Genomic DNA, 24,745 nt, shown 5'->3' with positions numbered 1-24,745 from the left:
GCGTACGGCACGAGGCCGCGAGGATCGCCGCCAGGACACGTACGCGCAGTACACGGGCACTTCGGGAGGGGCCAGGTGACTTTCGCGGCACGATCTCCACGACCGTGCTCCGCCCGACTCGACAATCCGCAGAACGGGGGCTGGAGTGAGGAACGCGTCCCACCAGATGCTGTTGCGAGGCAGCAGGTTTCCACTGAGTCATCTGGATGTACTGGAGTCGGAAGGTGTGCACATCTTCCGGGAGGTCGCCGGGGAGTTCGACCGTCCGGTGCTCCTGTTCTCGGGCGGCAAGGACTCCATCGTCATGCTCCACCTGGCGCTCAAGGCCTTCGCTCCCGCACCTCTTCCGCTCGCTCTGCTGCATGTGGACACCGGCCACAACTTCCCCGAAGCGATCGCCTACCGCGACAGGACCGTGGTCAAGCACGGACTGCGCCTGCATATCGCCTCCGTGCAGGAGTTCATCGACAGCGGTGAACTGCGCGAGCGGCCCGACGGCACCCGAAACCCCCTCCAGACCCTGCCTTTGCTGCGTTCCATCGAGGCCAACAAGTTCGACGCTGTCCTGGGCGGCGGCCGCCGCGACGAGGAGAAGGCCCGCGCGAAGGAGCGCGTGTTCTCTCTGCGTGACGAGTTCGGCGGCTGGGATCCACGCCGCCAACGCCCCGAGCTGTGGCAGCTCTACAACGGCCGCCACGCCCCTGGCGAACACGTCCGGGTCTTCCCCCTGTCCAACTGGACCGAACTGGACGTGTGGCAGTACATCGCCCGTGAGGGGATCGAACTCCCCGCCATCTACTACGCCCACCGGCGCGAGGTCTTCGCGCGGGGCGGCATGTGGCTGGCACCTGGCGAGTGGGGAGGACCGAAGGACAGCGAACGCACCGAGATCCGCCAGGTCCGCTACCGCACCGTGGGCGACATGTCCTGCACCGGTGCCGTCGACTCCACCGCGGACACCGTCGAGAAGGTCATCGCGGAGATCGCCGCCTCCCGCCTGACCGAACGTGGTGCCACGCGGGCCGACGACAAGCTCTCCGAAGCGGCCATGGAAGACCGCAAGCGCGAGGGGTACTTCTGATGACCCGGCCCACCACCACAGCACTGGACACCGACCCGGCCGCGTCGGCCACTTCACTGTTGCGGCTGGCCACCGCCGGCTCCGTCGACGACGGCAAGTCCACTCTCGTCGGCCGTCTCCTGCATGACTCCAAGTCCGTCCTGACCGACCAGCTGGAAGCCGTCGAGCACTCCTCCCGCAACCGCGGCCAGAGCACCCTCGACCTCGCCCTTCTCACGGACGGGCTGCGTGCCGAACGCGAACAGGGCATCACCATCGATGTCGCCTACCGCTACTTCGCCACCCCCAGACGCCGCTTCGTTCTGGCCGACACCCCCGGGCACGTCCAGTACACCCGCAACATGGTCACCGGCGCCTCCACCGCGGAACTGGCGGTGATTCTGGTCGACGCGCGCAACGGCGTCGTCGAACAGACCCGCCGCCACACCGCCATCGCCACGCTCCTACGCGTCCCCCATGTCGTCCTCGCGGTCAACAAGATGGACCTCGTCGACTACGCGGAACCCGTCTTCGCCGCCATCGCGGCCGAGTTCACCGGCTACGCCGCCTCCCTCGGCGTCCCGGAGATCACCACGATCCCGCTCTCCGCGCTGGCCGGGGACAACGTGGTCGAACCCTCGGCCACCATGGACTGGTACGCCGGGTCGACCCTGCTGGAGCATCTGGAGACGGTACCGGTCGCCCACGCCCCCTCCGACGGCGTGCCCCGCTTCCCTGTCCAGTACGTCATCCGATCGCAGAGCCCCGACTACCGCGGCTACGCGGGCCAACTAGTCTCCGGCGTCCTGCGCGTCGGACAGCCCGTCACCGTCCTCCCCTCCGGACACACCACCATCGTCGAAGGCATCGACGCCCTCGGAGAACCGGTCGACATCGCCTGCGCTCCCCAGTCGGTGACACTGCGGCTCCGCGACGAACTGGACATCTCCCGCGGCGACCTCATCGCTTCACCGGACGCCCCGCCCACACCCAGCCAGGACCTGCACGCCACCGTCTGCCACCTCCACGACACCCCCCTGACCGAGGGGCAACGGGTCCTGCTCAGGCACACCACCCGCACCGTCGCGGCCATCGTGAGAGAGATCCCCTCCCGGCTCACCCTCGACGACCTCTCCCCACTCCCCCGGCCCGGTCGCCTCGTCGCCAACGACATCGGCCATGTCGTCCTACGCACCGCCGAACCCCTGGCCGTCGACCCCTACGCACACTCCCGCCAGACGGGCTCCTTCCTCCTCATCGACCCCATGGACGGCAGCACCCTGACGGCCGGCATGGTCGGGGACACCACCTTCTGGTAGGAGCCCGGCAGGTTCCGCGCCCTCTCCCCTTCTCCCCGGCCCTTCTCCCCGCCCTTCCACCAGGCCGTCTTCGATCTGCTGCGCGCCGAGCGAGGCGAGGGCGAGGCGCTGCTGTTCGCCCGCTACGCCACGGCGGGCGGCCCAGCAGTACCCGGTCCACGGGGGCGGCGACTGCGAGTCCCACTTCGGCCCCATGGCCGAGTCGTTGCGCGGCGGACTCTCCCTCGGCCTGTCCGGCTTCGGTTTCTGGAGCCATGACATCGGCGGCTTCGAGGGCACCCCGACCCCGGCCGTGTTCAAGCGCTGGGTGCAGTCGACCGTGCACACCCGCCTGGCCGGCGCCTCGGAGGCCCCCAGAGACTCTCGGCTTCTTCTCACCGCCCGAAGCAGGCACCTGAACCTGGCGGCCCGTTGCCCGCCCGTCGGCGGTCGCCGACGGGCAAAGTTGAGGCGCGTTCGCGTATCACCGGAGATACCAGGCACACTTTGCGTGTCGAAGTCCCGTCACCCAGAGGATGACTCACGCATGATTACGCTCACGAAGGAAGCTGGCCCCGCGGACCTGGACGGGGTGACCCATCTGTCCATCGGAGTGTCCTGGGACCCCACCGCCGGAACCAGTGGCGGGGTGATCGGCAAGCTCCGCCGCAAGTCGGGCACCGATCTCGACCTGATCGCCATCGCCATGAACGGCGGGGACCCGGTACGCCTGGCGGGCCTCGACTCCCTCGACCCCATGGGCAACGGCTCCTTGGTGCACAGCGGTGACAACCAGTCCGGGCACGGGGACGGCGACGACGAGACGGTGACCGTCGAGTTCGCGCGGATACCGTCACACATCACGTCGATCGTCTTCGTCGCCGCCGCCTTCAAGAAGGGCAGTTCCTTCCAGAAGGCGCGCAACATCAGCTTCAAGGTGTACGACGCGACCGGCGGCAGCATCGCGCAGGTCGCCGACATCTGGCCGAGCCTGCTCACCCAGGACAACGGCTGCGCCGTGGCCAAGGCCGTGCGCGCCGGTGACAGCTGGAAGCTCGAAGTGATCAACACGACAGGGAAGATCAAGCAGGGTGATGAGCACGCCCTGATGCGCTTCGCCGTCAGCAAGTAGCGTCAGGCCCAGGCCCCGCGACCTCTGGTGATCAAGGCTCCTGGAAGCCCTTCATCATCAGAGGTCGCGGGGACGCGTCAGGGAACGTCGTGACGGGCTGTCTCAGTCAAAGACCCGCTCCGCCGACTCCCGGATCGTGCCCGCCAGTGTCTCGGGGGCCGTGAGGTGAGCGTGGTGACCTTGGCCGGGAAGTGTGACGACCCGCGCGTTCGGCAGGGCGATCGCCAGGTCAGCCAGTCGCTCCCGCAGGCGGGACGGGCTTGTGTCACCCTCCACCAGGGTGGTCGGCACGTCGAGCGTCCTGAAGCGGTCGACGCCGATCTCGAGCGCGTCGATCGCGCCGATGTCGGCGAGCCCCGCGGCCACCTTCGAGGTGAACGCGGCCCCTGCCGTCAGATCCGCGGTCAGCCGTTCCACCACCTCCGCGGGTTCTTGGGCGATGTCACGCAGATGGATCCGCATCGCCTCCCGGGGATCGCCTGCGGCGAGGGCCTCGCGGGCGCGCCGGGCCGCCTCCCCACCGGCCAATGACCGGGTGGGCACCGGCGGTTCGTAAAGGAACAAGCCCGCCAGCATCCGGGGCGCTCGCAAAGCGGCTTCCAACGCGGCCACGGCCCCTGAGGAGTGTCCGACCAGGAGTACGGGCGGGTCGAGGAGTCCGGCGATCGCGAGAATGTCCTCCGCCTCGGCGGCCATGGAGTGTGTCGGAGCAATGCTCGCCCCGGGGGCGTAGAGGCGACGGACGATCCTGACCACCCGGAAATCGTCGATCAACGCCCGCGTCACGCCGTCCCAGGACGTGGCGCTTTCTGCGCCTCCGTGAACGAGCAGCAGCGTCGGCCCTTCACCGTCGTCGAGAGCTGTGATGGGCGGGCCAGTGGTGGATGTCGCGAGAAGCTCAGCCATGCGCGGAAGTCTGCGCCGTCCGCCCGTGCTCTGGGTGGACAACGAGCAGACAGAATCACGAGAGATCATCAGCCGAAGGGGCGGCAAGAGCTGCCCGGGTGACGATGCTGACGTGAAGCCCGCCCCCCGCCTGCGCGGTCGGGTGGTCAGGCGGGGTGATCAGCTGCCCGGTGTCGGGTGGCCGTCCTCGTCGGTGTGGTCGGTCTGGGTGGAGAACTTGGACAGGAATACGTCGTACCGGCCGTCGTCCCTGCGGGTGAGGGTGGCTCCGTCCTGCCAGATGCCGTTCTCGTCCCACCACTGGCTGCCGAGTGGGTCGCCCTGGTTCTGGTGGATGTTGTGCATGCCGAGGTCCGGCGACTCGAAGGGCTCGCCGAAGACGAGCACGCGGCGGCCGGGTACGAGGATGGGTTCCAGGGCGCGGGCGGCATCCAGGTTGGTGCCCGCGGTCCAGGGGCGGGGCGAGAAGAGAGGGCCGAGCAGCTTCTGCAACGGGAGCGGCAGCTTCGTCGGGAAGGCGCAGCCAGGCTTGGCGGCGAGGGCCGGGTGGCGGATGAAGTCCAGGGCACCGGAGCCGGGGGCCCGGGTGAGTTCGTGGTAGCCCTGCGGCAGCCCGCCGACGGGGCCGAGGGCTTGGGCGGCCAGCGTGAACACCTTCCACCGCACCGGTGGCGGACTGCTTACTGTCCACGTCGACGGCGCAGCGGTAGCTCCCGGCGGGCGCGTCGATCTCGAGGTTGACGTGGAACCAGCGGCCTTGTGTGTCGGGGCGGTCGCGGAAGTGGTGGCGCAGGATTCCGGAGAGCACGCCATAGGCATCGAGCGGCATGACGCCCAGTCAACCACCGCGACGGGAGCCAGGCGGTGACCACCGCACCCCGTTTCTCGCGTCCCATGGGATTCCCCGTCGGGATGGCGGACCCGCAGGTCACATCGCCACCGGTGCGTAGACCGCGCCGCCCGCACACCTCGGCCTGAACACCGCGCACAGGCCAAGAAGCTCCAGAAGCACGGTCTGCGGCCCCACGGCTACAAGGGCGAGATCGACGGCATCGCCGGATCGGGGACCCAGGCCGCGTTCAGGAGGCTGGCCAACTCCTCCTGACCAGCGCCCGAGCTGACGAGCTGACGAGCTGACGGGCTGAACAGCTGATCCAGGCCGGGTGGCGCACTATCGGGGGGTGCGCCACCCGGCCGCGCCTACCCCCCGACGCTGCCCAGCCAGAGCGTGTCACGCGCGCGCGTCATCGCCACGAAGAGCTGGCTGCGCAGCAGTTCTTCACGCTCCCGCGCCGTTTCGGGCACGTCCGCGACGCCGGAGCCGCCCGCTGATGCTCCGTTCGGCAGGGCGGCGTCGTGTCGCGGCAGGTACACGTGCTTAAACTCCAGGCCCTTGGCCCTGCGGTACGTGCCCAGCTTGACCGCGTCGACAGGGCGGCCGTCGTAGTGCTCCAGCAGGCATACCGGAATGTCCGCCTGAGCGAGCAGTCGCCGGTAGTGGCCGATGGCCTTCATCGAAGGGCACAGCACGGCGGCGTCGGCTCGCGCGCCGTCGGGCAGCGCACGCAAGGCGTCCAGGAGCAGGCGGTCGTGGGCGTCCACGGTGGGCTCCGTGACACGGACCACCTGCCCGTCGTGGTACGTGAGGTCGATATCGCGGCGGCCGGGTGTCCGCAGGCCGTCGATGTCCTCGAAGGCGTCGTCGGCCACGACCGTGAGTGCCGCGTCCAGGATCTGCTTACTGTTGCGGTAGTTGGTCCGCAGCACCTGTCCGCGGTCCCCGCGAATGTCGATGCCCGCGTCGGCGAGGCGGAACCCGCCCGGGTAGACGGCCTGTTGGCCGTCGCCGACCAGGAGCAGTCCGTTGGGGGCGTCATCGACGAGGGCGTGCAGGAGGCGTACCCCGACGAGGGTGAGGTCCTGCACCTCATCCACGATGACGGCCGCGTACGGGGGCCGGGCCCTGTGACGCGCCGCTTCCGCCAGGGCGAGCGAGAGGACGTCGTTGAAGTCGTGCACACCGCGCTCGACGCGCAGCGATTCGTACGCCTCGTACAGCGCCCACACCGCCTGCCGGTGCGGGCGACGCAGGCTCGCCCTGCGGCGGCGCCGGGGGACGGTCGCGTACTCGTCGAAGGTGGTGATGCCGCGGCCCTTGATGACGTGGGCGATCTCGTCGCTCCAGTACGGTGGCGCCGGGTCGATCTCGGCCAGGCGGCTGTCACGTCCGACGTGCTTCCACGCGAGGCTGAAGGCGGTCTCGGCCTTCTCCCTGTGCAGCCGTACGGGGACGCCGCGTTCCCGGAGAAATTCCCGCGCCCAGGAGTGCAGGCTGCAGAAGTCCACGCGGTCGGCGGTCGCCGGGGCCATGGTCGTGAGGAACGTGCCCTGTACACGCGGGAGGTTGTTGGCGAACGTGACGTACAGGACGCGGCCGCCGCCGCGCCTGGCGAGGTGGGCCGCGCGGTGCAGCCCGACTACCGTCTTGCCGGTGCCCGCCGGGCCGCTGATGCGGGCCGGTCCCGACCAGTTGCGGCGTACGAGCGCGACCTGATCGGGATGGAGGAAGGTCATCCACTGCTCGATCGGGGCCCGCAACGCCTCTTCCACGGCCGCGTCCCGTAAACCCTCCAGGTCGAACAGTCCGTCAGACACAGCCTGTTGCGCCTTCTCCGGCACGGGCGGCCCGGGCGCTGGCGGCGGTGCCTGCCGCGTGACCGTCGATCCCTCGTAGTCGGGGAAGACCCGTTCCAGATGGTCGGCGATCGCGCGGACGGACTCCCCGCGCAGTCTGCTGCGCTCCGACAGCAGCGCGGACCCCACCTCGTGCTCGCCCAGGATCCTGATCCGGCCGAGCATGGCGTCGACCCGTTGTCCCGCGAACACCATGAGCGGCTGAACCGCCACTGGGGACAAGCCGAGCGCCGCGACCGCGCCCTCGGCGGCCTTCGTGACCGCGAGCAACTTCACCGCGTGGTCATCTCGTGGCTCGCCCCCGGCACGGAGCCTGCCGTCCGTGACCACGGGAGCAGCGCGCCAGTTCTTGACGTCGATGACGAAGACCCCGCCCGGCCCCACCAGCAGCATGTCCACGTTCGCGGTACGTGTCCCGGGCCAGCGGCGATCCACGAGCAGCCGCCACCCGCGCTCCGCGAGCACCAACAGCTGTGCGGCGACCAGCCGTTCGCCCTCGCTCGCCGCTTCCCATTGCCGCGCCTGCTGGCGGGCGGCCTGCCACTGCTCCCGCAGCAGCCGTTCCTGCCGCCGCGCTTCCTGCGCCCGTCGCGACGCCGACCCGCCTGCCGCCATGCACTCAGCCCCCTCGTACGCGGAGTAGTGATCATAGGACGGACGGCAACCGCTGCGGCAGGGCGCGTGCACCTCGCGTCGGGCGTGCAAGCGCACTCCAGGCCGGTTTTCAAGAGAAGAACGTCACAGTCGATCACCCTGCTGCTCGCTTGTTAATCTGGCCTAACATCCGAGCATGAATGTCCTGCCTGACGACGGGCTCTCGCTCGCCGCCGAGTTCCCCGACGCGACCCATGAGCAGTGGCAAGGTCTCGTGGAGGGTGTCCTGCGCAAAGCGGGCAAGGAGGTCTCCGGAGCCGCCGCGGAGGACGCCCTGTCCACCCTGCTCGAGGACGGCCTCCGCACCCAGCCCCTGTACACCGCGCGCGACGCGGCGCCGGAACCCGGCCTGCCCGGTTTCGCCCCGTTCGTACGCGGCGGCCGGGCGGAGGGCAACACCGTCGGTGGCTGGGACGTACGCCAGCGGCACGCCGCGGCGGACGGCGGCGCGGTGCTGGCCGACCTGGAGAACGGCGTCAGCTCCCTCTGGCTGGTCGTCGGCGAGGACGGCATTCCGGTGCCCGCGCTCAGCGGAGTCCTGGAGGGTGTCTATCTCGATCTGGCGCCGGTCGTCCTGGACGCTGGCAGTGACGTCGCGTCGGCCGCGGCGGAGCTGCTGCGGATCTACGAGGAGCGGGGTGTCGGCAAGGAGGCCGCGCGCGGCAACCTGGGCGCGGACCCGCTGGGCCACGAGGCCCGTACGGGTGAGGCCTTCGGCTTCGCGCCGGTGGCGGCCCTCGCGCGGCGCTGCGCCGAGGGGTACCCGGGGCTGCGGGCGCTGACGGTGGACGCGCTGCCGTACCACGAGGCCGGTGGCTCGGCCGCCCAGGAGCTGGGCTGTTCGCTGGCGACCGGGGTCGCGTATCTGCGGGAACTGACCGCTGCGGGGCTCAGTATCGAACAGGCCTGTGCCCAGGTGGAGTTCCGGTACGCGGCCACCGCCGACCAGTTTCTGACCATCGCCAAGCTGCGTGCGGCGCGCCGGCTGTGGGCCCGCGTAACGGAAGCCTGCGGGGCCTCGGAGGCGGGCGCGCAGCGCCAGCACGCGGTGACCTCGCCGGTGATGATGACGCGCCGCGACCCCTGGGTGAACATGCTGCGGACGACGATCGCCACGCTGGCCGCCGGGGCCGGTGGCGCGGACTCCGTCACCGTGCTGCCCTTCGACGACGCGCTCGGCCTGCCGGACGCGTTCGCGCGCCGTATCGCCCGCAACACCTCGACGATCCTCATCGAGGAGTCCCATCTGTCGCGGGTGATCGACCCGGCGGGCGGCTCCTGGTACGTGGAGCGGCTCACCGACGAACTCGCCCACGCGGGCTGGGAGTTCTTCCAGAGCATCGAGCGGGCCGGTGGCCAGGAGGCTGCCCTGCGCTCCGGGATGATCCGTGAGCGGCTGGCCGACACCTGGTCACTGCGGAGCGCGAAGCTGGCCAAGCGCCGCGAACCGATCACTGGTGTCAGCGAGTTCCCGCATCTGACGGAGAAGCCGGTCGTCCGCGCTCCCGCGCCCGAGCCGCCCTCCGGCGGCCTGCCGCGCGTGCGACGCGACGAGGCGTTCGAAGCGCTGCGCGCCCGCTCCGACGCCCACCTCGCCGCGACCGGGGCCCGGCCCCGCGTCTACCTGGCCGCACTCGGTCCCGCCGCCGCTCACACGGCCCGCCTCACCTTCGCCGCCAATCTGTTCCAGGCGGGCGGCATCGAGCCCGTCACAGAGGGCGGGTTCGAGGAGAGCGGGGCGCGGGAGGTCTGCCTGTGCTCCAGCGACGCACTGTACGAGGAGCAGGCCGAGGCCCTGACCGAGCGGTTCCGGTCGGCGGGTGCCGAGCAGGTGTTCCTGGCCGGCCGCCCCGGGCCGTACGCGGGTGTGGACACCTATGTCTTCGCTGGCTGTGATGCCGTCGCCGTACTCTCCGCCGCCCTCGACCGTATGGGAGTGTCCTGATGGGAGACCGTCCGACGGGGGCGATCCCCGAGAACCCCTCGATCCCTGACTTCTCCGGCATCGAGCTGGGGACCCCCGCCGCCAGCGGCGGCCCTGATGAGTGGCGTACGGCGGTCAAGCGAGCGACCGACGGGGAAGACCCGCGCTGGGAGACCCCGGAGGGCATCGCGGTCAAGCCGCTCTACACCGGGCAGGACCTGGAGGGTCTGGACTTCCTGGGCACCCGTCCGGGTATCGCGCCGTATCTGCGCGGCCCGTACCCGACGATGTACGTCAACCAGCCGTGGACGGTCCGCCAGTACGCGGGCTTCTCGACCGCCGAGGAGTCCAACGCCTTCTACCGGCGCAACCTGGCCGCCGGCCAGAAGGGCCTGTCCGTCGCCTTCGACCTGCCCACGCACCGCGGGTACGACAGCGATCACCCGCGGGTGACGGGTGACGTCGGCATGGCGGGTGTGGCCATTGACTCCATTTACGACATGCGCCAGCTCTTCGACGGTATCCCGCTGGACAAGATGAGCGTGTCGATGACGATGAACGGCGCTGTGCTGCCCGTACTGGCGCTGTACATCGTGGCGGCCGAGGAGCAGGGAGTACCGGCGGAGAAGCTGGCGGGGACCATTCAGAACGACATCCTCAAGGAGTTCATGGTCCGCAACACCTATATCTATCCGCCGAAGCCGTCGATGCGGATCATCTCCGACATCTTCGCCTACACCTCGCAGCGGATGCCCCGCTACAACTCCATCTCCATCTCCGGCTACCACATCCAGGAGGCGGGCGCGACAGCCGACCTGGAGCTGGCGTACACGCTCGCGGACGGGGTGGAGTACATCCGGGCCGGTCGGGAGGTGGGGCTCGATGTGGACGCGTTCGCGCCCCGGCTGTCGTTCTTCTGGGCGATCGGCATGAACTTCTTCATGGAGATCGCCAAGTTGCGGGCGGCCCGGCTGCTGTGGGCCAAGCTGGTGAAGCAGTTCGATCCGCAGAACGCCAAGTCGCTCTCCCTGCGCACTCATTCGCAGACCTCGGGCTGGTCGCTGACCGCGCAGGACGTGTTCAACAACGTGACGCGTACGTGCGTCGAGGCGATGGCGGCCACCCAGGGCCACACGCAGTCGCTGCACACCAACGCGCTCGACGAGGCGCTCGCCCTGCCCACCGACTTCTCGGCGCGTATCGCCCGCAACACCCAGTTGCTGCTCCAGCAGGAGTCCGGCACGACCCGGGTCATCGACCCGTGGGGCGGCAGTGCCTACGTGGAGAAGCTGACGTACGACCTCGCCCGCCGGGCCTGGCAGCACATCCAGGAGGTCGAGGCGGCGGGCGGCATGGCGCAGGCCATCGACGCCGGTATCCCCAAGCTGCGCGTGGAGGAGGCCGCGGCCCGTACCCAGGCCCGGATCGACTCCGGACAGCAGCCGGTGATCGGGGTGAACAAGTACCGCGTCGAGACCGACGAGCAGATCGATGTCCTCAAGGTCGACAACTCCTCCGTCCGCACGCAGCAGATCGAGAAGCTGCGGCGACTGCGCGCCGAGCGCGACGAGCGTGCCTGCCAGGACGCGCTGGACGCCCTCACCCGGGCCGCCGGGGGCGAGGGCAACCTGCTGGAACTCGCGGTGAACGCGGCTCGCGCGAAGGCGACCGTCGGGGAGATCTCCGACGCCCTGGAGAAGGTGTACGGACGGCACGCGAGCCAGATCCGTACGATCTCCGGTGTGTACCGCAACGAAGCTGGCGAGTCCCCGTCCGTCGTCCGCACCCGGGAGCTGGTGGACGCGTTCGACGAGGCCGAGGGCCGCCGACCGCGCATCCTGGTCGCCAAGATGGGCCAGGACGGCCACGACCGCGGCCAGAAGGTGATCGCGACCGCCTTCGCCGACCTGGGCTTCGACGTCGACGTCGGCCCGCTGTTCCAGACCCCGGCTGAAGTCGCCCGCCAGGCGGTCGAGGCGGACGTGCATATCGTCGGGGTCTCCTCGCTGGCCGCCGGGCACCTCACCCTCGTACCCGCGCTGCGCGAGCAACTCGCGGAGGAGGGCCGCGAGGACATCATGGTCGTGGTCGGCGGGGTGATTCCCCCGCAGGACGTGGCGACCTTGCTGGACATGGGCGCGGCGGCCGTGTTCCCACCGGGCACGGTGATCCCGGACGCGGCGTACGACCTGGTCCGGCGGCTGTCCGCCGATCTCGGCCACGACCTCTGAGGCCGCGAAGACCATGGCACTCGACCTCGACACCTATGTGAAGGGCGTACTCGACGGCAAGCGGGCGGTCATCGCCCGCGCCATCACCCTCGTCGAGTCCACCCGGCCGCAACACCGGTCACTGGCCCAGGCCTTACTGACCGAGCTGCTTCCGCACAGCGGGCGCGCCCGGCGTATCGGCGTCAGCGGGGTGCCCGGCGTGGGGAAGTCGACGTTCATCGACGCGTTCGGCACCCTGCTGACCGGGCTCGGGCACCGGGTGGCCGTCCTGGCCGTTGACCCGTCCTCCAGCCGCACCGGCGGTTCGATCCTCGGCGACAAGACCCGGATGGAACGCCTCGCGGTGGACCCCGCGGCCTTCGTACGTCCCTCGCCCACCGCGGGAACGCTGGGCGGAGTGGCGAAGGCGACCCGTGAGTCGATCGTGGTGATGGAGGCCGCGGGCTACGACGTGATCCTGGTCGAGACGGTCGGCGTCGGCCAGTCCGAGACCGCCGTCGCGAACATGGTCGACTCCTTTCTGCTGCTCACCCTGGCCCGTACCGGCGACCAGTTGCAGGGCATCAAGAAGGGCGTCCTGGAGCTGGCCGACGTACTCGCCGTCAACAAGGCGGACGGCCCGCATGAACGTGACGCCCGTTCCGCCGCCCGCGAACTGGCGGGCGCGCTGCGCCTGATGCACGGCCAGGACGCGTTCTGGACGCCGCCCGTGCTGAGCTGCAGCGCGCGGGAATCGACCGGCCTCGACACGGTCTGGGAGCGCCTCGAGCAGCACCGCGCGCTGCTGGAGTCCACCGGGCGGCTCGCCGCGAAACGCCGCGATCAACAGGTGGACTGGACCTGGAACATGGTCCGCGACGAACTCCTCGGCCGCCTGAACGCCGACCCGGCCGTACGAGACATGGCGCCCGCACTGGAACAGCAGGTCAGGGATGGCGAGTTGACCGCGACGCTGGCGGCCGAACGCATCCTGGGCGTCTTCCGCGAGGGGCGTGGCCTGAGCTCAGGCCACGTCAGCGGCCCCGAGGACGGTTGAGATCCGGTTCCTCCAGGTACCTGGGGCACGCGGGGACGCGGCAGGGGCCCGGGCCCCACACGGGCACGTACACCCCGAGCGTCTTGTGCCGTCTCTTGATGGTCATGGGCAGGGGGCGCGCGCACACCGGGCACCGAATCGTGCGGAGGGGACCTGTCTCGTGCTCGGGATCGCTCATCCGTCGATCAGCGCCCTGGCTCAGGTGGATCGTCCGAGCGCTCCCGCTCGGCTCCTGTCTCTTCCCGGGAAACGTGGGGCTCTTCCCGGGGGGCCTGGGTGTCGCTCTGAGGTGCGGGGGCCTCGCCCACGGGAACCGAAATTGGATCTTCCGGTACGGGTCGCCGCACGCTGAGCACGACGGACACCGCCAGCACCACCACGATGAACGCGAGGCTGATCGGCGAGGGCACTTCCGGAATGCTCGAGTTGATCGTCTTGTGGGCCGCCTGGAGAACCAGCTTGACGCCGATGAAGCCGAGAATGACCGCGATGCCCATGTTCAGGTAGTGGAAGCGCTCCAGCAGACCCGAGAGCAGGAAGTACAGGGCGCGCAGCCCCAGGATGGCGAACGCGTTACTGGTGTAGACGATGAAGATATCGTCGCTGACGGCCAGCACGGCGGGAACGCTGTCGACGGCGAAGACGAGGTCCGCCGCCTCGATCGCGGCGATCACCGCGAGCAGCGGTGTGGCCACCCGCTTCCCGGCCTCCTTGACGAAGAAGGCGGTGCCCGCGTACTCATCCCGAACCGGCACGATCTTGCGGAGCATGCGCAGGGCGAAGCTCTTGCCGGGGTCGAAGCTCTCCTCTTCGCCCTTGATGAGCTTGTAGGTGCTGTAGAAGAGAATCGCCGCGAACACGAACAGCACCGCGGTGAAGCGGCTGACCACGGCGACACCGAGGGTGAGGAAGATTCCGCGGAAGACCAGCGCGCCGATCACGCCGTAGAACAGGACACGGTGCTGGTACGCCCGGGGCAGCCTGAAGTAGGCGAAGATCACGGCGAAGACGAAGAGGTTGTCCACCGACAGGCTCTTCTCCAGCAGCCACGCGGTGGTGTAGTCGGTACCGGCCTCCGTACCGAGGACGACGAAGACGACGACGCCGAAGGCCAGAGCCAGGCCCACCCACAGGGCACTCCAGGCCGTGGCCTCCTTGAAGCCGATGACGTGTGTGTCGCGGTGGGCCAGCAGGTCCACCGCCAGCGACACCACGACGGTCGCGACGAATGCTCCCCAGAGCCAGAGCGGAACGTCAAGCAATCTGGTCACCCTCTTCGCGGCGCACACCTAGACGGATACGTAGCCGTATTCGGGAGTTTCTGGCGTTTCGCTCCACCAATGACCTCCGGGCGCCCGAGGGAGTCGACTCCTCATGGGTCGTTGCCCACTGTGGCCCCACAGAACACCAGACTCAGGGAGATTTTCACGATCCGCAGTGGCACGGTTTCAGACACCCCGTGCCGTGAAGGATCACGTCCGGAGCGCAGTTTCATGGTCATCGGCCAAGACCGTGTCGAGCACACTCAGCGCCGTCACCCCCGGCTGGCCCTGGGCTACGCCAGCTGCCGCATCAGGGGGTCGCTGCGACTGCGCGACGGCTACCGGCGAAAGCCACGGTTGCCTCCCGGTTGAGCCGAATGCAGGTACTGCGTTGTGCGCTGGATTTCATCGCCGCTTATGTTTTACGCGTAGCACTGGGGCTGCGATGCGAATCCAGGGAGCGGCATGGGTAAGGCGGAGTACGACTTCATCATCGTCGGCGGCGGATCGGCGGGCTGCGCACTGGCCAATCGGCTCAGCGCGAACCCGGCCAACAAAGTGCTCGTGCTGGAGGCGGGTCGGCCCGACTGGAGCTGGGACATCCTCACGCATATGCCCGCCGCGCTGACGATGGTCATCGGTAACCGCTTCTACGACTGGTGCTACAACTCCGAACCTGAGCCCTTCATGGGCGGCAGACGCGTCAGTCACGGCCGGGGAAGACTGCTCGGTGGATCGAGTTCCATCAATGGAATGATCTTTCAGCGCGGCAATCCGATGGACCTGGAACGCTGGGCCGCCGACCCGGGCATGGAAACCTGGGATTACGCGCACTGCCTGCCGTATTTCAAACGGATGGAGCACTGCGTAGCCGGGGAAGACGACTGGCGCGGCCAGGGCGGCCCGCTGTGGCTGGAGCGCGGACCCGCGAAGAACCCGCTGTTCACCGCGTTCCTTGAGGCGGCGCAGGAGGCTGGCTACCCGCTCACGTCCGATGTCAACGGCTACCAGCAGGAGGGGTTCGCGCGCTTCGACCGCAACATCCGCAAGGGGCGGCGCTGGTCGGCGGCGCGCGCGTACGTCCATCCCGTGAAGAAGCGGCCGAACCTCACGGTGCAGTGCTTCTCGCAGGTGGACCAGGTCCTGTTCCAGGGCAAGCGGGCCGTGGGCGTCGCCTACCGCCAGTACGGGCGACAGGCCCGGCAGGCGTTCGGTGGCGAGGTCATCCTCAGCGGCGGTGCCGTCAACACGCCCCAGCTACTGCAACTGTCCGGTATCGGGAATCCCGACGAACTCCAGCCACTGGGCATCGACATGGTGCACGAGCTGCGGGGGGTCGGGGAGAACCTCCAGGACCATCTGGAGGTCTATGTGCAGCACGCCTGCAAGCAGCCGATCTCGTACAACCCGTCACTGAAATGGACGCGGCGTCCCGCTATCGGGCTCCAGTGGATGCTGTTCCACACCGGCCCTGCGGCGACCAATCATTTCGAGGCGGGCGGTTTCGTACGCGGCAACGACGTCGTGAAGTACCCCAACCTCATGTTCCACTTTCTGCCGATCGCGGTGCGCTATGACGGCACGCCGGTGGGCGCGGAGCACGGCTATCAGGTGCATATCGGGCCCATGTATTCGGATGTGCGTGGGTCGGTGAAAATCAAGTCCAAGAATCCGAAGGCGCATCCGGCGCTGCGGTTCAACTATCTGTCCACGCCCAATGACCGCAAGGAGTGGCTGGAGGCGATCCAGGTGGCGCGGGACATTCTGTCCCAGCCCGCCTTCGCCGAATACGACGCGGGTGAGTTGTCACCGGGTCCTGAGGTCAGCACGGATGAGCAGGTCCTGGACTGGGTGGCCCGTGACGCCGAGACCGCGTACCACCCGTCCTGCACGGCCCGTATGGGCGTCGACGACATGTCGGTGCTCGACCCGACCTCGATGCGTGTGTACGGCGTCGAAGGGCTCCGGGTGGTCGACGCGTCCGCGATGCCGTATCTCACCAACGGAAACATCTACGCGCCGGTGATGATGCTCGCCGAGAAGGCCGCCGACCTCATCCTCGGCAACACCCCCTTGGCGCCGTCCACGGTTGACTTCTACCGGCACCGTCCCCAGGGGAGTTAGCACTGTGTCGAGTGACGGAGAGAGCGGCAGCACCGCCGAGCAGCAGGACCCGACCGAGGTGGAAGCGGACGCGGAGGGCGGGATCAGGCTCAAGCCCGTCGTCTTCTACGGCTCGTCCGTCGTGATTCTCGCGATCTCCATCTGGGCGATCATCGACCCGTCGGGCGCCGAGAGCGCCATCGGCGTGGTGGTGGGGTGGATCACCGACGGTTTCGGCTGGTACTACTTCCTCGCCGCGACCCTGTATCTGCTGTTCGTGGTGTTCGTCGCCGCGTCCCGGTACGGCAAGATCAAGCTCGGCCCACAGCACTCCACCCCCGACTACGGGTTGTTCGCCTGGGCCACGATGCTGTTCGCCGCGGGCATCGGCATCGACCTGATGTTCTTCTCCGTCGCCGAGCCGGTCAGCCAGTATCTCGCCCCGCCCGAGGGCGACCCGGAGACCGTCGAGGCCGCCCGGCAGGCGATGGTGTGGACGCTGTTCCACTACGGCATCACCGGCTGGGGGATGTACGCGCTGATGGGCATGGCCCTCGGCTACTTCGCCTTCCGCTACCGCCTTCCGCTGGCGATCCGGTCGGCGCTGTACCCGATCATCGGCAAGCGCATCCATGGCCGGATCGGTGACGCGGTCGACCTCGCGGCCATTCTGGGCACGGTCTTCGGTATCTCGGTGTCACTCGGTATCGGTGTCGTGCAGTTGAACTACGGGCTGACGTACCTCTTCGACGTACCGCAGGGGACAGCGGCACAGATCGCGCTGATCGCCCTCGCGGTGGTGCTGGCCACGGTGTCCGCGGTCGCGGGTGTGGACCGGGGCATCAGACGGCTGTCCGAGCTCAACGTCATCCTCGCGATCGTGCTGATGCTCTACATGCTGTTCGTGGACAGCCCGATCCGGATGCTCAACAGCCTCGTCCTCAACATCGGCGACTACGTCAGCCGCTTCCCGTCGATGACGCTGAACACCTTCGCGTACGACCAGCCGACCGAATGGCTCAACGCCTGGACGCTGTTCTTCTGGGCCTGGTGGATCGCGTGGGCGCCGTTCGTGGGGCTGTTCCTGGCGAGGATCTCGCGCGGCCGCACCATCCGGCAGTTTGTCGCCGCGACGCTGATCATCCCGTTCTTCTTCACGCTGACGTTCCTGTCGATCTTCGGCAACAGCGCGCTGGGGCTCGTGCGGGGCGGGAACGCCGAGTTCGGTGAGATCGCCGCGACCGCGCCCGAGCAGGGCTTCTACGAACTGCTCGGGCAGTTCCCCGGGGCCACGTTCACCGCCGGTCTCGCCACCGTCGTCGGGCTGCTGCTCTATGTCACGTCGGCGGACTCCGGTGCCTTGGTGGTGAGCAACCTCAGCTCGCGGCTGCCCACCCCGCTCACCGACGCGTCTCCCTATCTCCGCATCTTCTGGGCGGCGGCGACCGGCCTGCTCACGCTGGCCATGCTCCTCGTCGGCGGTGTGCAGGCGCTCACCAGCGCGACGATCATCATGGGCCTGCCGTTCTCGTTCGTGATGTTCCTGATCATCTGGGGCTTGTACAAGGCGCTGCGCATCGAACGGATGCGGGAGGACGCGCTGACCACCACGCTGTCCTCGTCGCTGTCCGGACGGACCGTGAACCGCAGTCAGACCCCGGAGTGGAACTGGCGCCAGCGCCTTACCCGGGCGATGAGCTTCCCCACCAAACGCGCCGCGACCAGGTTCATGGACGAGGTGTGCCGCGCGGCGTTCCAGGACGTCGCGGCGGCGCTGAGTCAGCGGGGCGCCGACGCGTCGCTGGTGGAGGGGATCGACGAAGAGGTCGGCGTCCCGCACATGGAGCTGCGCATCCCGATGGGCGGCAACGAGATCTTCATCTACCGGGTGTGGCCGGACGAGGTGCCGACCCCGGCGTTCGCCACCCGGTCGATCACCGCGCATGACACGTATGTGCGCTACGAAGTGCACCTCGCCGAGGGCAGCCAGGGCTACGACGTCATGGGCTACAGCAAGGACCAGCTGATCGGCGACATCCTCGACCAGTACGAGCGGTACCTGGAGTTCCTGCGGCTGCACCGCGAAGCCACCGCCCACTCGACACTGCCCGACCACCGGCCGGACACGGCGGAGGTACACCTGCCGGACAAGGACGCCTAGGGACGCCCAAGGACTTCTGGACCGGGGGCGGCGTGGCGCCGTCAGCCCTCGGTCGGGCCCTCCGCGATGATCCAGCCCCAGCCGTCGCTCACCGCCGTCGGCGGGGACTGCCCGCCGCCGACCGGACGCCGCTGGTGCTGGACGGCGTCGACGGGCCTGGTGCGGTGGAGTCCATCGCCGAGGTACTCGGCGACGCGCGCGCGGACCACCGGCCCGTACTCGTGCTCAGCCGCAAGCCGTTGAGGGCGGCTCGGGGGTGGGCCGGTGGCGAGCCCATCACCCTCACCGTGGCTCCCCTGCCCGACGAGGAGATCGCAACGCTCGCGGGCCGGTCCGGTATCGGGGACCCGGCAGCGCGGGACGCCGTGGTCCGGCTGGCCGGTGGCATCCCCCTGCGGGCGCGTGCCGTCTGCCGGGCGTTGCACGCCGGGGCCGCGCCCACCGCCCCCGGCGCGCTGGCCGACGAGGTGAGCGTCGACATCCTCCAGCGCCTCGAACGTGAACTGCCGGGCCGCCGCAGGGCCCAGACGCTCCGACTGCTCGCCAGCGTCGGTACGGCGGACGAGAAGCTGCTGGCCGCTGGCCCGGAGTTGTTCACGGACCTGGCCGGGCTCAGCCTGGTGCGGCGGACCGCCCTGGGACTGACCGTCGCCGAGCCGTACCGCGCCCTGCTCGACCTGGCCTACCAGTGGCGTCGGCCGGGCCAGCACGGCGCGTTGCTCTCCCGCGCGGCGCGGTACCGCGGCGCGATGCTCACCGCCTCGGCGCCACCCGAGCGGCAGGCCGAACTGGCGGAGCAGGCCATGTTCCTGGCCGGTGATCCGGTGGTACGGGAGGTGCTCTTCCCACCTGGCCGCCCGCCGGTGCCGATTGGGATGGCCGAGCCGTCCGACGCCGACGACATCGGCCGCCTGATGCACGGCTGGGCGTCGCTCAAGGGCTTCGACCGGCGTCGTACGGAACGGCTGGTCACCAAGTGGCTGGACGACGACATCACCGGGTTCCGGCTGGCCCGCGAAACACCGACGGACGGCCGATCGGTCTGGTCAGCCTGATCCCGGTCCGGGAGCGGACCCTGGCTGGGGTGGAGCCGCTGCTCCAGCAGCACACCGAGCGCCTCGTGGCGGGCGGTGACCGCGGTGGGCTGTTCTTGGGGGCGGCGTTCTGCCCCGACCCGCCCATCCACGCCCACGTGCTGCGCCACATCCTGCGGCAGGCGGTCATGAACGGACGGCTGCTGGTGTCCACCGCCGATCCGGGCTATCGCCAGCTGCTCGACCGGCTGGCCTTCCGCCGCCACGGGGGAATCCGCGACGACATCTACCGCTGCGGACGCGCCCCGGAGGTCTACAGCAACGACTTCAGCGGCGCGGCGCTCCCCGCCTGGCTCCGCCGCCTGGGCGCCACCGGCAACAGCACAGGCACCGGCACAGGCACCGGCCCTGACACCGCCGACGGCTCCGCCGTAGCGCACCTCACCAGCACGTTGGGCAGCCTGCACACCTCCGGAGGCGTGGCCGACAGCCCGCTGCTGGCCAGCGCGCACACGGCGACGGTGCAGGCACCGCGCGCCTGGCTCGTCGCAGCCGTGGACACGCTGGCGGCAAGCCCGATATCAGCTGACGCCGAGGCCGGACGGGTATTGCGCGCGTACTACGTCGACCGGTCGGGCACCCACGGGCAGGTGGCACGCCGCCTGCACCTCAGCCGCGCCACGTACTTCCGGCGGCTGCGTCCCGGTGTGCTGGCGCTGGCCGTCCGGCATGGCGGCTGACCGGGTACCTACCGGCTGTTGAGTAGGTGTACTCAACCGGTCCGCGCGGTGGGCTCCTAGGGTCGCGGTACGGGACCCGGCCGGTGGATTGCTCGGGGCGATCGCGAGCGGGGGCGTGGGCGTGGTGGCTCGGTGGTGGCGAGGGAGCATGGTCGCCTCGGTAGTGTCGTTGGCGCTGGCCTGTGTCGGTTGCGGGGTGCTGTCCACGAAGGAGGACCAGCGGCGGGCGAGCGCGCTCGCCAATGAGCTGTTCCCCGGCAAGCTGGAGGTGATCTCGGCGAAGTCGCTGTTTCCCGCGACCCTTGGCTCGGAGGTGGCCTTCCGGCTGACCGACGACGCCGACGCCGTGGTGCGGTTGAGGGTCGACCGGCAGGGAGACACCTGTGGCCGCGAGGACTGTGAGCGCGCGCTGACCAAGGCCGTGGCGGACGCCAGGGCTCGGGCGCGCGACCTGCGCACGCTGACCACGGCGTTCGCAGACTGCGGCTACGAGGTGCACGCGGTCGGCCAGGGGCACAGCGTCACCCAGCCGTGGGTGGTGGCCGCACCGACGAACGCCACCGTGACCTCCGTACTCGCGGAGATCGGCGCGTGCGTCGAACAGTGGTCCCGGTCCCGGGCCGCGCAGGATGTACCGCCTCCCGCCAGCGGTACGACCTCCGTGCTCGTCACCGCTCCTGAGGCACTGCGCGATCGGCCGACCGGGGGCGACGACCGGCCGACCCTGATGCGGATGACCGACCCCAAGCTGCTCGGCGCGCTCTCCAGAGGCGCGTACTACCGGGTGAGTTACCCGTGGCGTGACGGCGTGGCCGACCCTGGGTCGGGTGCCGCGTACCTGGTCCGCCCCGTTGCCGAGCGGGATCGGTTCGGCGCGGAGGTACGCGAGGGGGTCACGCCCTGGCTCACGGCTTCCCGCCCCGAGGCGGTGCTCTCGACCTACACCGGCGCGTGGCGGCTGCTGCCCGGACGGGTCGACCGGGTCAAGGGGTACGTGCTCTACTGCGACGAGCCCGACGGGCGCCGTCGCTGCCTCGGCCAGCACGCCGTGGCGGTGACCACCGACCTGTCGGGCAAGCTGATCGGCGAGCCCACCGAAGTGCGCGACGTCCGGATCGGCAACGGCGCGCTGCGGCTGCCTCCGCTCTGAGGCGCTGAGGCAGCTCTGGGGCTCTGCGGTTCTGAGGTTCTGAGGTTCCGGCGTCAGGCTGAGTCCCGGCGTACGAGTTCGGTGGGCAGGATGACGGCAGCCGGTTCCTCGCCCTCGATGCGGGCCAGCAGCATCCGTACCATCTCCGTGCTGATGCGGTCCCAGGGCTGGCGGATCGTGGTGAGCTGGGGGCGCGCGGCCAGCGCGGCGGGCGAGTCGTCGAAGCCGCCGACGGCCACGTCATCCGGCACTCGGCGCCCGGCCCGCTCCAGGGTGTCCAGGACCCCCTGCGCCATCAGGTCCGATGCCACGAACACCGCGTCCAGGTCGGGCGCCCGCCGCAGGAGCAGCTCGGCCGCGCTCTCGCCGCTCGCCCTGCTGTAGTCGCCCGAGACGATCAGCGACTCGTCGACGGGCAGTCCGCACTCGGCGAGCGTCTCGCGGTAGCCCGCGAGCCGGCGTCGTCTACTGGGAGCCCGCCTGGACCGCCGTCACCGGCAATGGCTGGGACCCGGCCGACCCCTCGTCAGGCAACGGCTGGGAGAACCAGGCCCTGTTCGGCTACAACGACCGGCTGCTCCCCGCGGCGAACTGGTTCCGTCACCGCTGATCGGGCGGAACTCGGCGTCGCGTGCAACCTTGCCGCAACCTCGTACGGGGCAGAGTGGCGCACGTCCCCGAAAACCGAAGGGCGAAGCCCATGGCCGACAGCACTGACAGCACCAGTAACAGCGCTCCGCGCGTGGAGCTGACTCCCGCAGCCGCCGGTCTGATCCGGCGGCTGCGGGAGGTCCATGGCCCGCTGATGTTCCACCAGTCGGGCGGCTGCTGCGACGGCAGCTCACCGATGTGCTACCCGGAGGGCGAGTTCCGCACCGGTGACTCCGATGTGCTGCTCGCGTCCCTGGCCGTCGACGGGGTCGCGGAACCGGTCGGGTTCTGGATGTCCCGCAGCCAGTACGCGCTGTGGAGTCACACCCGGCTCATCGTCGATGTGGTGGCGGGCCGCGGTGGCGGCTTCTCGCTGGAGGCCCCGGAGGGCGTGCGGTTTCTGATCCGCTCCCGGGTGCTGGGTACGTAGTGGCACGCACGTACTAGTACGTGGTTACTCGATGACGATCTCGACGTCGATGTTGCCGCGGGTGGCCTTGGAGTACGGGCAGTACGCGTGCGTCTGCTCGACGAGCTGGCGGCCCGGCTCGCCCTCAAGGTGCTCCGGCAGCTCGACCCGCATCACCACGGCGAGCCCGAAGCCGCCGTCGGTGTCCTTGCCTATGCCGACCTCCGCGGTCACCGAGACGTCCTTGACGTCGATCTTCGCGGTACGGGCGACGGAGCTCATGGCGCTGGCGAAGCAGGCCGCGTACCCGGCGGCGAAGAGCTGCTCGGGGTTGGTGCCCTCTCCGTTTCCGCCGAGCGCCGTGGGGAGGGAGAGCGGCAGGTCGACCTGACCGTCGGAGCTGACGGCGCGGCCCTCACGGCCGTTGGCGGTGGCGACAGCGGTGTACAGCGCGTCCATGGGGTGGATCCTTCGCGACTCGGGGAAACCTGACACCCACAACTAGAGCACACAATTAAGTTGTGCACAACTTAATGTCGCGCACGCGCTACCCTTGAGCCATGCACTCCATGGACTCGATCGACTCCGTCGGTTCCTTCGGCTCCGTCGCGGACGAGGACTTCCTCCGGCTCGACCTGCAGGTCTGCTTCTCGCTGCACTCCGCGGCGCGCGCCTTCAACGCCGCCTACCGGACCGCTCTGAAGGAGCTGGGGCTGACCTACCCCCAGTACCTGGTGATGCTGGTGCTCTGGGAGCACGGCGAGCTGCCGGTCAAGAAGATCGGCGCGTATCTGCGCCTCGACTCCGGCACCCTCTCGCCACTGCTGAAGCGGCTGGAGTCGGCCGATCTGGTCGAGCGCCGCCGCAGTCGCGACGACGAGCGCTCGGTCACCGTACGGCCCACCGAGAACGGCATCGCCCTGCGCGCCCGCGCCCTCGCGGTGCCGCGCCGCATCGCCACCGCCACCGGCCTGCCGCTGGACGAGATCCGCGAGCTGCGGACCCGGCTGAACGTCCTCGCGGAGGCGTTGGACGCGGCGGATCTCGCAGCGGACGCCGCGGACGAGTCCTAAGGGTTCAGGTTGCTCACCAGGTCCGCGGTCGCCGTCAGCCCCTCGTGGATGGTCGGCGCCATGCGGGAGCTCGCCAGATAGAAGCCCAGCAGCACACAGACCACGGCGTGCGACATCTTGAGCGCGCCGTTGCGCAGGAAGACCACGGCGAGAATCAGAAGCAGCAGCACCACAGAAATCGAAATGGCCATCGTCGCCCTCCTCCGCCACATCCGCACCGTGGCTTCGGCCGCCAGTCTGGCGTAGCGGAGGGGTCCATCAGGCGATCAGCATGTACTCCGAACGTGTGTTGTCGGCTTCACGGCCGGTCGTACGCGTCGAGGAACGCTTCGAGTGCCCGCAGGTCATCGGTGTTGATGTGGTCGGCGTTGGCGTCGATGAGCTCGCTCCACACCGCGCCGCGCTCCTGGCCCGGCAGGTCGGGCGTCGCCCAGAAGCGGACCCGCTGGCCACGGGAGTGCGCGGTGGCCATGATCGTACGCAGCTTCTCGCGTTCGGCGGCGGGCATCGGGCCCCACCCTCGCCAGGTGAAGTGCTGGAACCAGTTGTCGCTGATCAGCGGGATCAATGAGGCGGGCGCGGGTGCCGGGGATTCGAGGTCGGCGAGCCGCCCGTCGTAGAAGGCGTAGCGCAGCCGTTGGGACTCCATCGGGGCACGGGCCGCGCGGTCCCCGGAGATCACCGCGGTGACGGCGGCTGGACGCACTTTGCCGTAGGTGTAGGTGGTGAACAGACGTCGGTAGCGGCGCAGTTGGCGGTGGAGTTCGAGGTAGGCCGCCGCGCCGTCCGCCTTAATGTCGATGAGGAGCTGTACGGGCTTGTGATAGCCGGGGTACACGCAGCCGCGATGGTCCTTGACGCGGGCGAGGAGCGGGTCGAGGTAGAGGGACTTGAGGGTGCGGGCGGGGTCCAGGTCCCACGGGTCGTGGGCGACCAACAGCTCGCCGTCGACCAGGAAGATGTCCGCCTCGACGCTGGTGAAGCGGTGGGCGAGCGCGTCGTGCAGGGGCCGGGGGTGCAGATAGTCGTTGTGCGCGTGGGCGCGTCTGAGCGGGCGCGGGTGGGGGTGCGGGGTGCGTTCACCGGCGAAGGCGTACGAGGGTGCGGCGACCGCGCCGGTGACGGCGGCGGCGAGCGTGGTGACGGCTCTGCGGCGGGTGACGAGGGCCATGACGGTGTGCCTCCCGAAAGGACTCGGCTGTCGGCTGCGGATACGACGAAGGGCGG

At 69.5% G+C, this 24,745-nt stretch carries 20 protein-coding genes and 4 pseudogenes; 15 read left to right on the top strand and 9 right to left on the bottom strand.

Annotated features, from left to right (window positions below; all coding sequences use genetic code 11):
• The first annotated feature begins 166 nt into the window (after window positions 1–166).
• The 4 genes and pseudogenes from cysD (at window position 167) to GCN81_RS15435 (ending at window position 3,490) form a co-directional block, all read left to right on the top strand.
• On the top strand, window positions 167–1,081 hold the full coding sequence (gene cysD, locus GCN81_RS15450; RefSeq protein WP_156725183.1) for a sulfate adenylyltransferase subunit CysD: 915 nt from the start codon (window positions 167–169) through the stop codon (window positions 1,079–1,081).
• Window positions 1,081–2,379 carry a sulfate adenylyltransferase subunit 1 gene (locus GCN81_RS15445; RefSeq protein WP_156725182.1) on the top strand — a complete coding sequence of 433 codons (1,299 nt, stop codon included), beginning with the start codon at window positions 1,081–1,083 and terminating at the stop codon, window positions 2,377–2,379. Before cysD ends, GCN81_RS15445 begins: the two co-directional genes overlap by 1 nt.
• A 54-nt stretch (window positions 2,380–2,433) precedes the next feature.
• Window positions 2,434–2,725, top strand: a pseudogene (locus GCN81_RS15440) (TIM-barrel domain-containing protein); the annotation flags it as partial.
• A 180-nt stretch (window positions 2,726–2,905) separates the two neighbouring features.
• Window positions 2,906–3,490: a TerD family protein gene (locus tag GCN81_RS15435; protein WP_156725181.1), complete on the top strand. Its 585-nt coding sequence runs from the start codon at window positions 2,906–2,908 to the stop codon at window positions 3,488–3,490.
• A gap of 102 nt (window positions 3,491–3,592) precedes the next feature.
• Here the strand turns inward: GCN81_RS15435 and GCN81_RS15430 are convergent, their stop codons facing one another.
• The 4 genes and pseudogenes from GCN81_RS15430 to GCN81_RS15420 form a co-directional block, all read right to left on the bottom strand.
• Window positions 3,593–4,396 carry an alpha/beta fold hydrolase gene (locus tag GCN81_RS15430; protein ID WP_197287650.1) on the bottom strand — a complete coding sequence of 268 codons (804 nt, stop codon included), beginning with the start codon at window positions 4,394–4,396 and terminating at the stop codon, window positions 3,593–3,595.
• Window positions 4,397–4,555: 159 nt separating this feature from the next.
• On the bottom strand, window positions 4,556–5,062 hold the full coding sequence (locus GCN81_RS15425) for a DUF2278 family protein (RefSeq protein ID WP_267904589.1): 507 nt from the start codon (window positions 5,060–5,062) through the stop codon (window positions 4,556–4,558).
• A gap of 64 nt (window positions 5,063–5,126) precedes the next feature.
• Window positions 5,127–5,225 (bottom strand): annotated as a pseudogene (locus GCN81_RS32740) (DUF2278 family protein); the annotation flags it as partial.
• Between the two features lie 371 nt (window positions 5,226–5,596).
• The gene (locus tag GCN81_RS15420) at window positions 5,597–7,705 is read right to left on the bottom strand and encodes a nuclease-related domain-containing DEAD/DEAH box helicase (protein ID WP_156725179.1); all 2,109 of its coding nucleotides are present in this window, start codon (window positions 7,703–7,705) and stop codon (window positions 5,597–5,599) included.
• A 175-nt stretch (window positions 7,706–7,880) separates the two neighbouring features.
• Between GCN81_RS15420 and GCN81_RS15415 the strand changes: the two genes are divergently transcribed.
• The 3 genes from GCN81_RS15415 to meaB are packed head-to-tail and all read left to right on the top strand — an operon-like array spanning window position 7,881 to window position 12,935.
• Entirely contained in the window at window positions 7,881–9,689 is a 1,809-nt protein-coding gene (locus GCN81_RS15415; RefSeq protein ID WP_156725178.1) for a methylmalonyl-CoA mutase subunit beta, read from the top strand.
• Complete coding sequence (gene scpA / locus GCN81_RS15410) at window positions 9,689–11,899, top strand: methylmalonyl-CoA mutase (RefSeq protein WP_156725177.1); 2,211 nt, start codon at window positions 9,689–9,691, stop codon at window positions 11,897–11,899. Before GCN81_RS15415 ends, scpA begins: the two co-directional genes overlap by 1 nt.
• 13 nt (window positions 11,900–11,912) lie before the next feature.
• A complete protein-coding gene (gene meaB / locus GCN81_RS15405; RefSeq protein ID WP_156725176.1) occupies window positions 11,913–12,935 on the top strand; it encodes a methylmalonyl Co-A mutase-associated GTPase MeaB in 1,023 nt (340 codons plus the stop codon).
• 185 nt (window positions 12,936–13,120) lie between these two features.
• On the opposite strand, the gene GCN81_RS15400 is transcribed toward meaB, so the two are convergent.
• A complete protein-coding gene (locus GCN81_RS15400; protein ID WP_156725175.1) occupies window positions 13,121–14,197 on the bottom strand; it encodes a TerC family protein in 1,077 nt (358 codons plus the stop codon).
• 465 nt (window positions 14,198–14,662) lie between these two features.
• Between GCN81_RS15400 and betA the strand changes: the two genes are divergently transcribed.
• From betA to GCN81_RS15375, 5 genes are all read left to right on the top strand, one after another.
• Entirely contained in the window at window positions 14,663–16,321 is a 1,659-nt protein-coding gene (gene betA, locus GCN81_RS15395) for a choline dehydrogenase (protein ID WP_156725174.1), read from the top strand.
• Window positions 16,322–16,325: 4 nt separating this feature from the next.
• A complete protein-coding gene (gene betT / locus GCN81_RS15390; protein ID WP_156725173.1) occupies window positions 16,326–18,461 on the top strand; it encodes a choline BCCT transporter BetT in 2,136 nt (711 codons plus the stop codon).
• 32 nt (window positions 18,462–18,493) lie between these two features.
• Window positions 18,494–19,516: a hypothetical protein gene (locus GCN81_RS15385; protein ID WP_156725172.1), complete on the top strand. Its 1,023-nt coding sequence runs from the start codon at window positions 18,494–18,496 to the stop codon at window positions 19,514–19,516.
• A 29-nt stretch (window positions 19,517–19,545) separates the two neighbouring features.
• On the top strand, window positions 19,546–20,235 hold the full coding sequence (locus tag GCN81_RS15380) for a hypothetical protein (protein ID WP_156725171.1): 690 nt from the start codon (window positions 19,546–19,548) through the stop codon (window positions 20,233–20,235).
• 148 nt (window positions 20,236–20,383) lie between these two features.
• Entirely contained in the window at window positions 20,384–21,385 is a 1,002-nt protein-coding gene (locus tag GCN81_RS15375; protein WP_156725170.1) for an SCO7460 family lipoprotein, read from the top strand.
• Window positions 21,386–21,438: 53 nt separating this feature from the next.
• Here GCN81_RS15375 and GCN81_RS15370 read toward each other — a convergent pair.
• Window positions 21,439–21,858, bottom strand: a pseudogene (locus tag GCN81_RS15370) (LacI family DNA-binding transcriptional regulator); the annotation flags it as partial.
• Between GCN81_RS15370 and GCN81_RS15365 the strand changes: the two are divergent.
• Window positions 21,843–21,995, top strand: a pseudogene (locus GCN81_RS15365) (glycosyl hydrolase 53 family protein); the annotation flags it as partial. The pseudogenes GCN81_RS15370 and GCN81_RS15365 sit on opposite strands and share 16 nt — an antisense overlap.
• Window positions 21,996–22,085: 90 nt before the next feature.
• Entirely contained in the window at window positions 22,086–22,466 is a 381-nt protein-coding gene (locus GCN81_RS15360) for a DUF779 domain-containing protein (protein WP_156725169.1), read from the top strand.
• Between the two features lie 24 nt (window positions 22,467–22,490).
• Here GCN81_RS15360 and GCN81_RS15355 read toward each other — a convergent pair whose 3' ends face one another.
• Window positions 22,491–22,904: an organic hydroperoxide resistance protein gene (locus tag GCN81_RS15355; RefSeq protein WP_156725168.1), complete on the bottom strand. Its 414-nt coding sequence runs from the start codon at window positions 22,902–22,904 to the stop codon at window positions 22,491–22,493.
• 101 nt (window positions 22,905–23,005) lie between these two features.
• Between GCN81_RS15355 and GCN81_RS15350 the strand changes: the two genes are divergently transcribed.
• Window positions 23,006–23,518 carry a MarR family winged helix-turn-helix transcriptional regulator gene (locus GCN81_RS15350; protein WP_407697972.1) on the top strand — a complete coding sequence of 171 codons (513 nt, stop codon included), beginning with the start codon at window positions 23,006–23,008 and terminating at the stop codon, window positions 23,516–23,518.
• On the opposite strand, the gene GCN81_RS15345 is transcribed toward GCN81_RS15350, so the two are convergent.
• Both GCN81_RS15345 and GCN81_RS15340 read right to left on the bottom strand, forming a co-directional pair.
• Window positions 23,515–23,709, bottom strand: a complete 195-nt coding sequence (locus tag GCN81_RS15345) for a hypothetical protein (RefSeq protein WP_156725167.1) — start codon at window positions 23,707–23,709, stop codon at window positions 23,515–23,517. The two genes, GCN81_RS15350 and GCN81_RS15345, sit on opposite strands and share 4 nt — an antisense overlap.
• Window positions 23,710–23,816: 107 nt before the next feature.
• Window positions 23,817–24,689, bottom strand: coding sequence for a phosphatidylinositol-specific phospholipase C/glycerophosphodiester phosphodiesterase family protein (locus GCN81_RS15340; RefSeq protein ID WP_156725166.1), 873 nt, complete (start codon window positions 24,687–24,689; stop codon window positions 23,817–23,819).
• Between the last annotated feature and the right edge of the window lie 56 nt (window positions 24,690–24,745).

The organism is Streptomyces apocyni (assembly GCF_009739465.1).
In the GTDB taxonomy this organism is placed as follows: domain Bacteria; phylum Actinomycetota; class Actinomycetes; order Streptomycetales; family Streptomycetaceae; genus Streptomyces; species Streptomyces apocyni.
The sequence above is the reverse complement of the archived record's forward strand: the minus strand, read 5'-3'. Positions and strand labels throughout refer to the sequence as shown.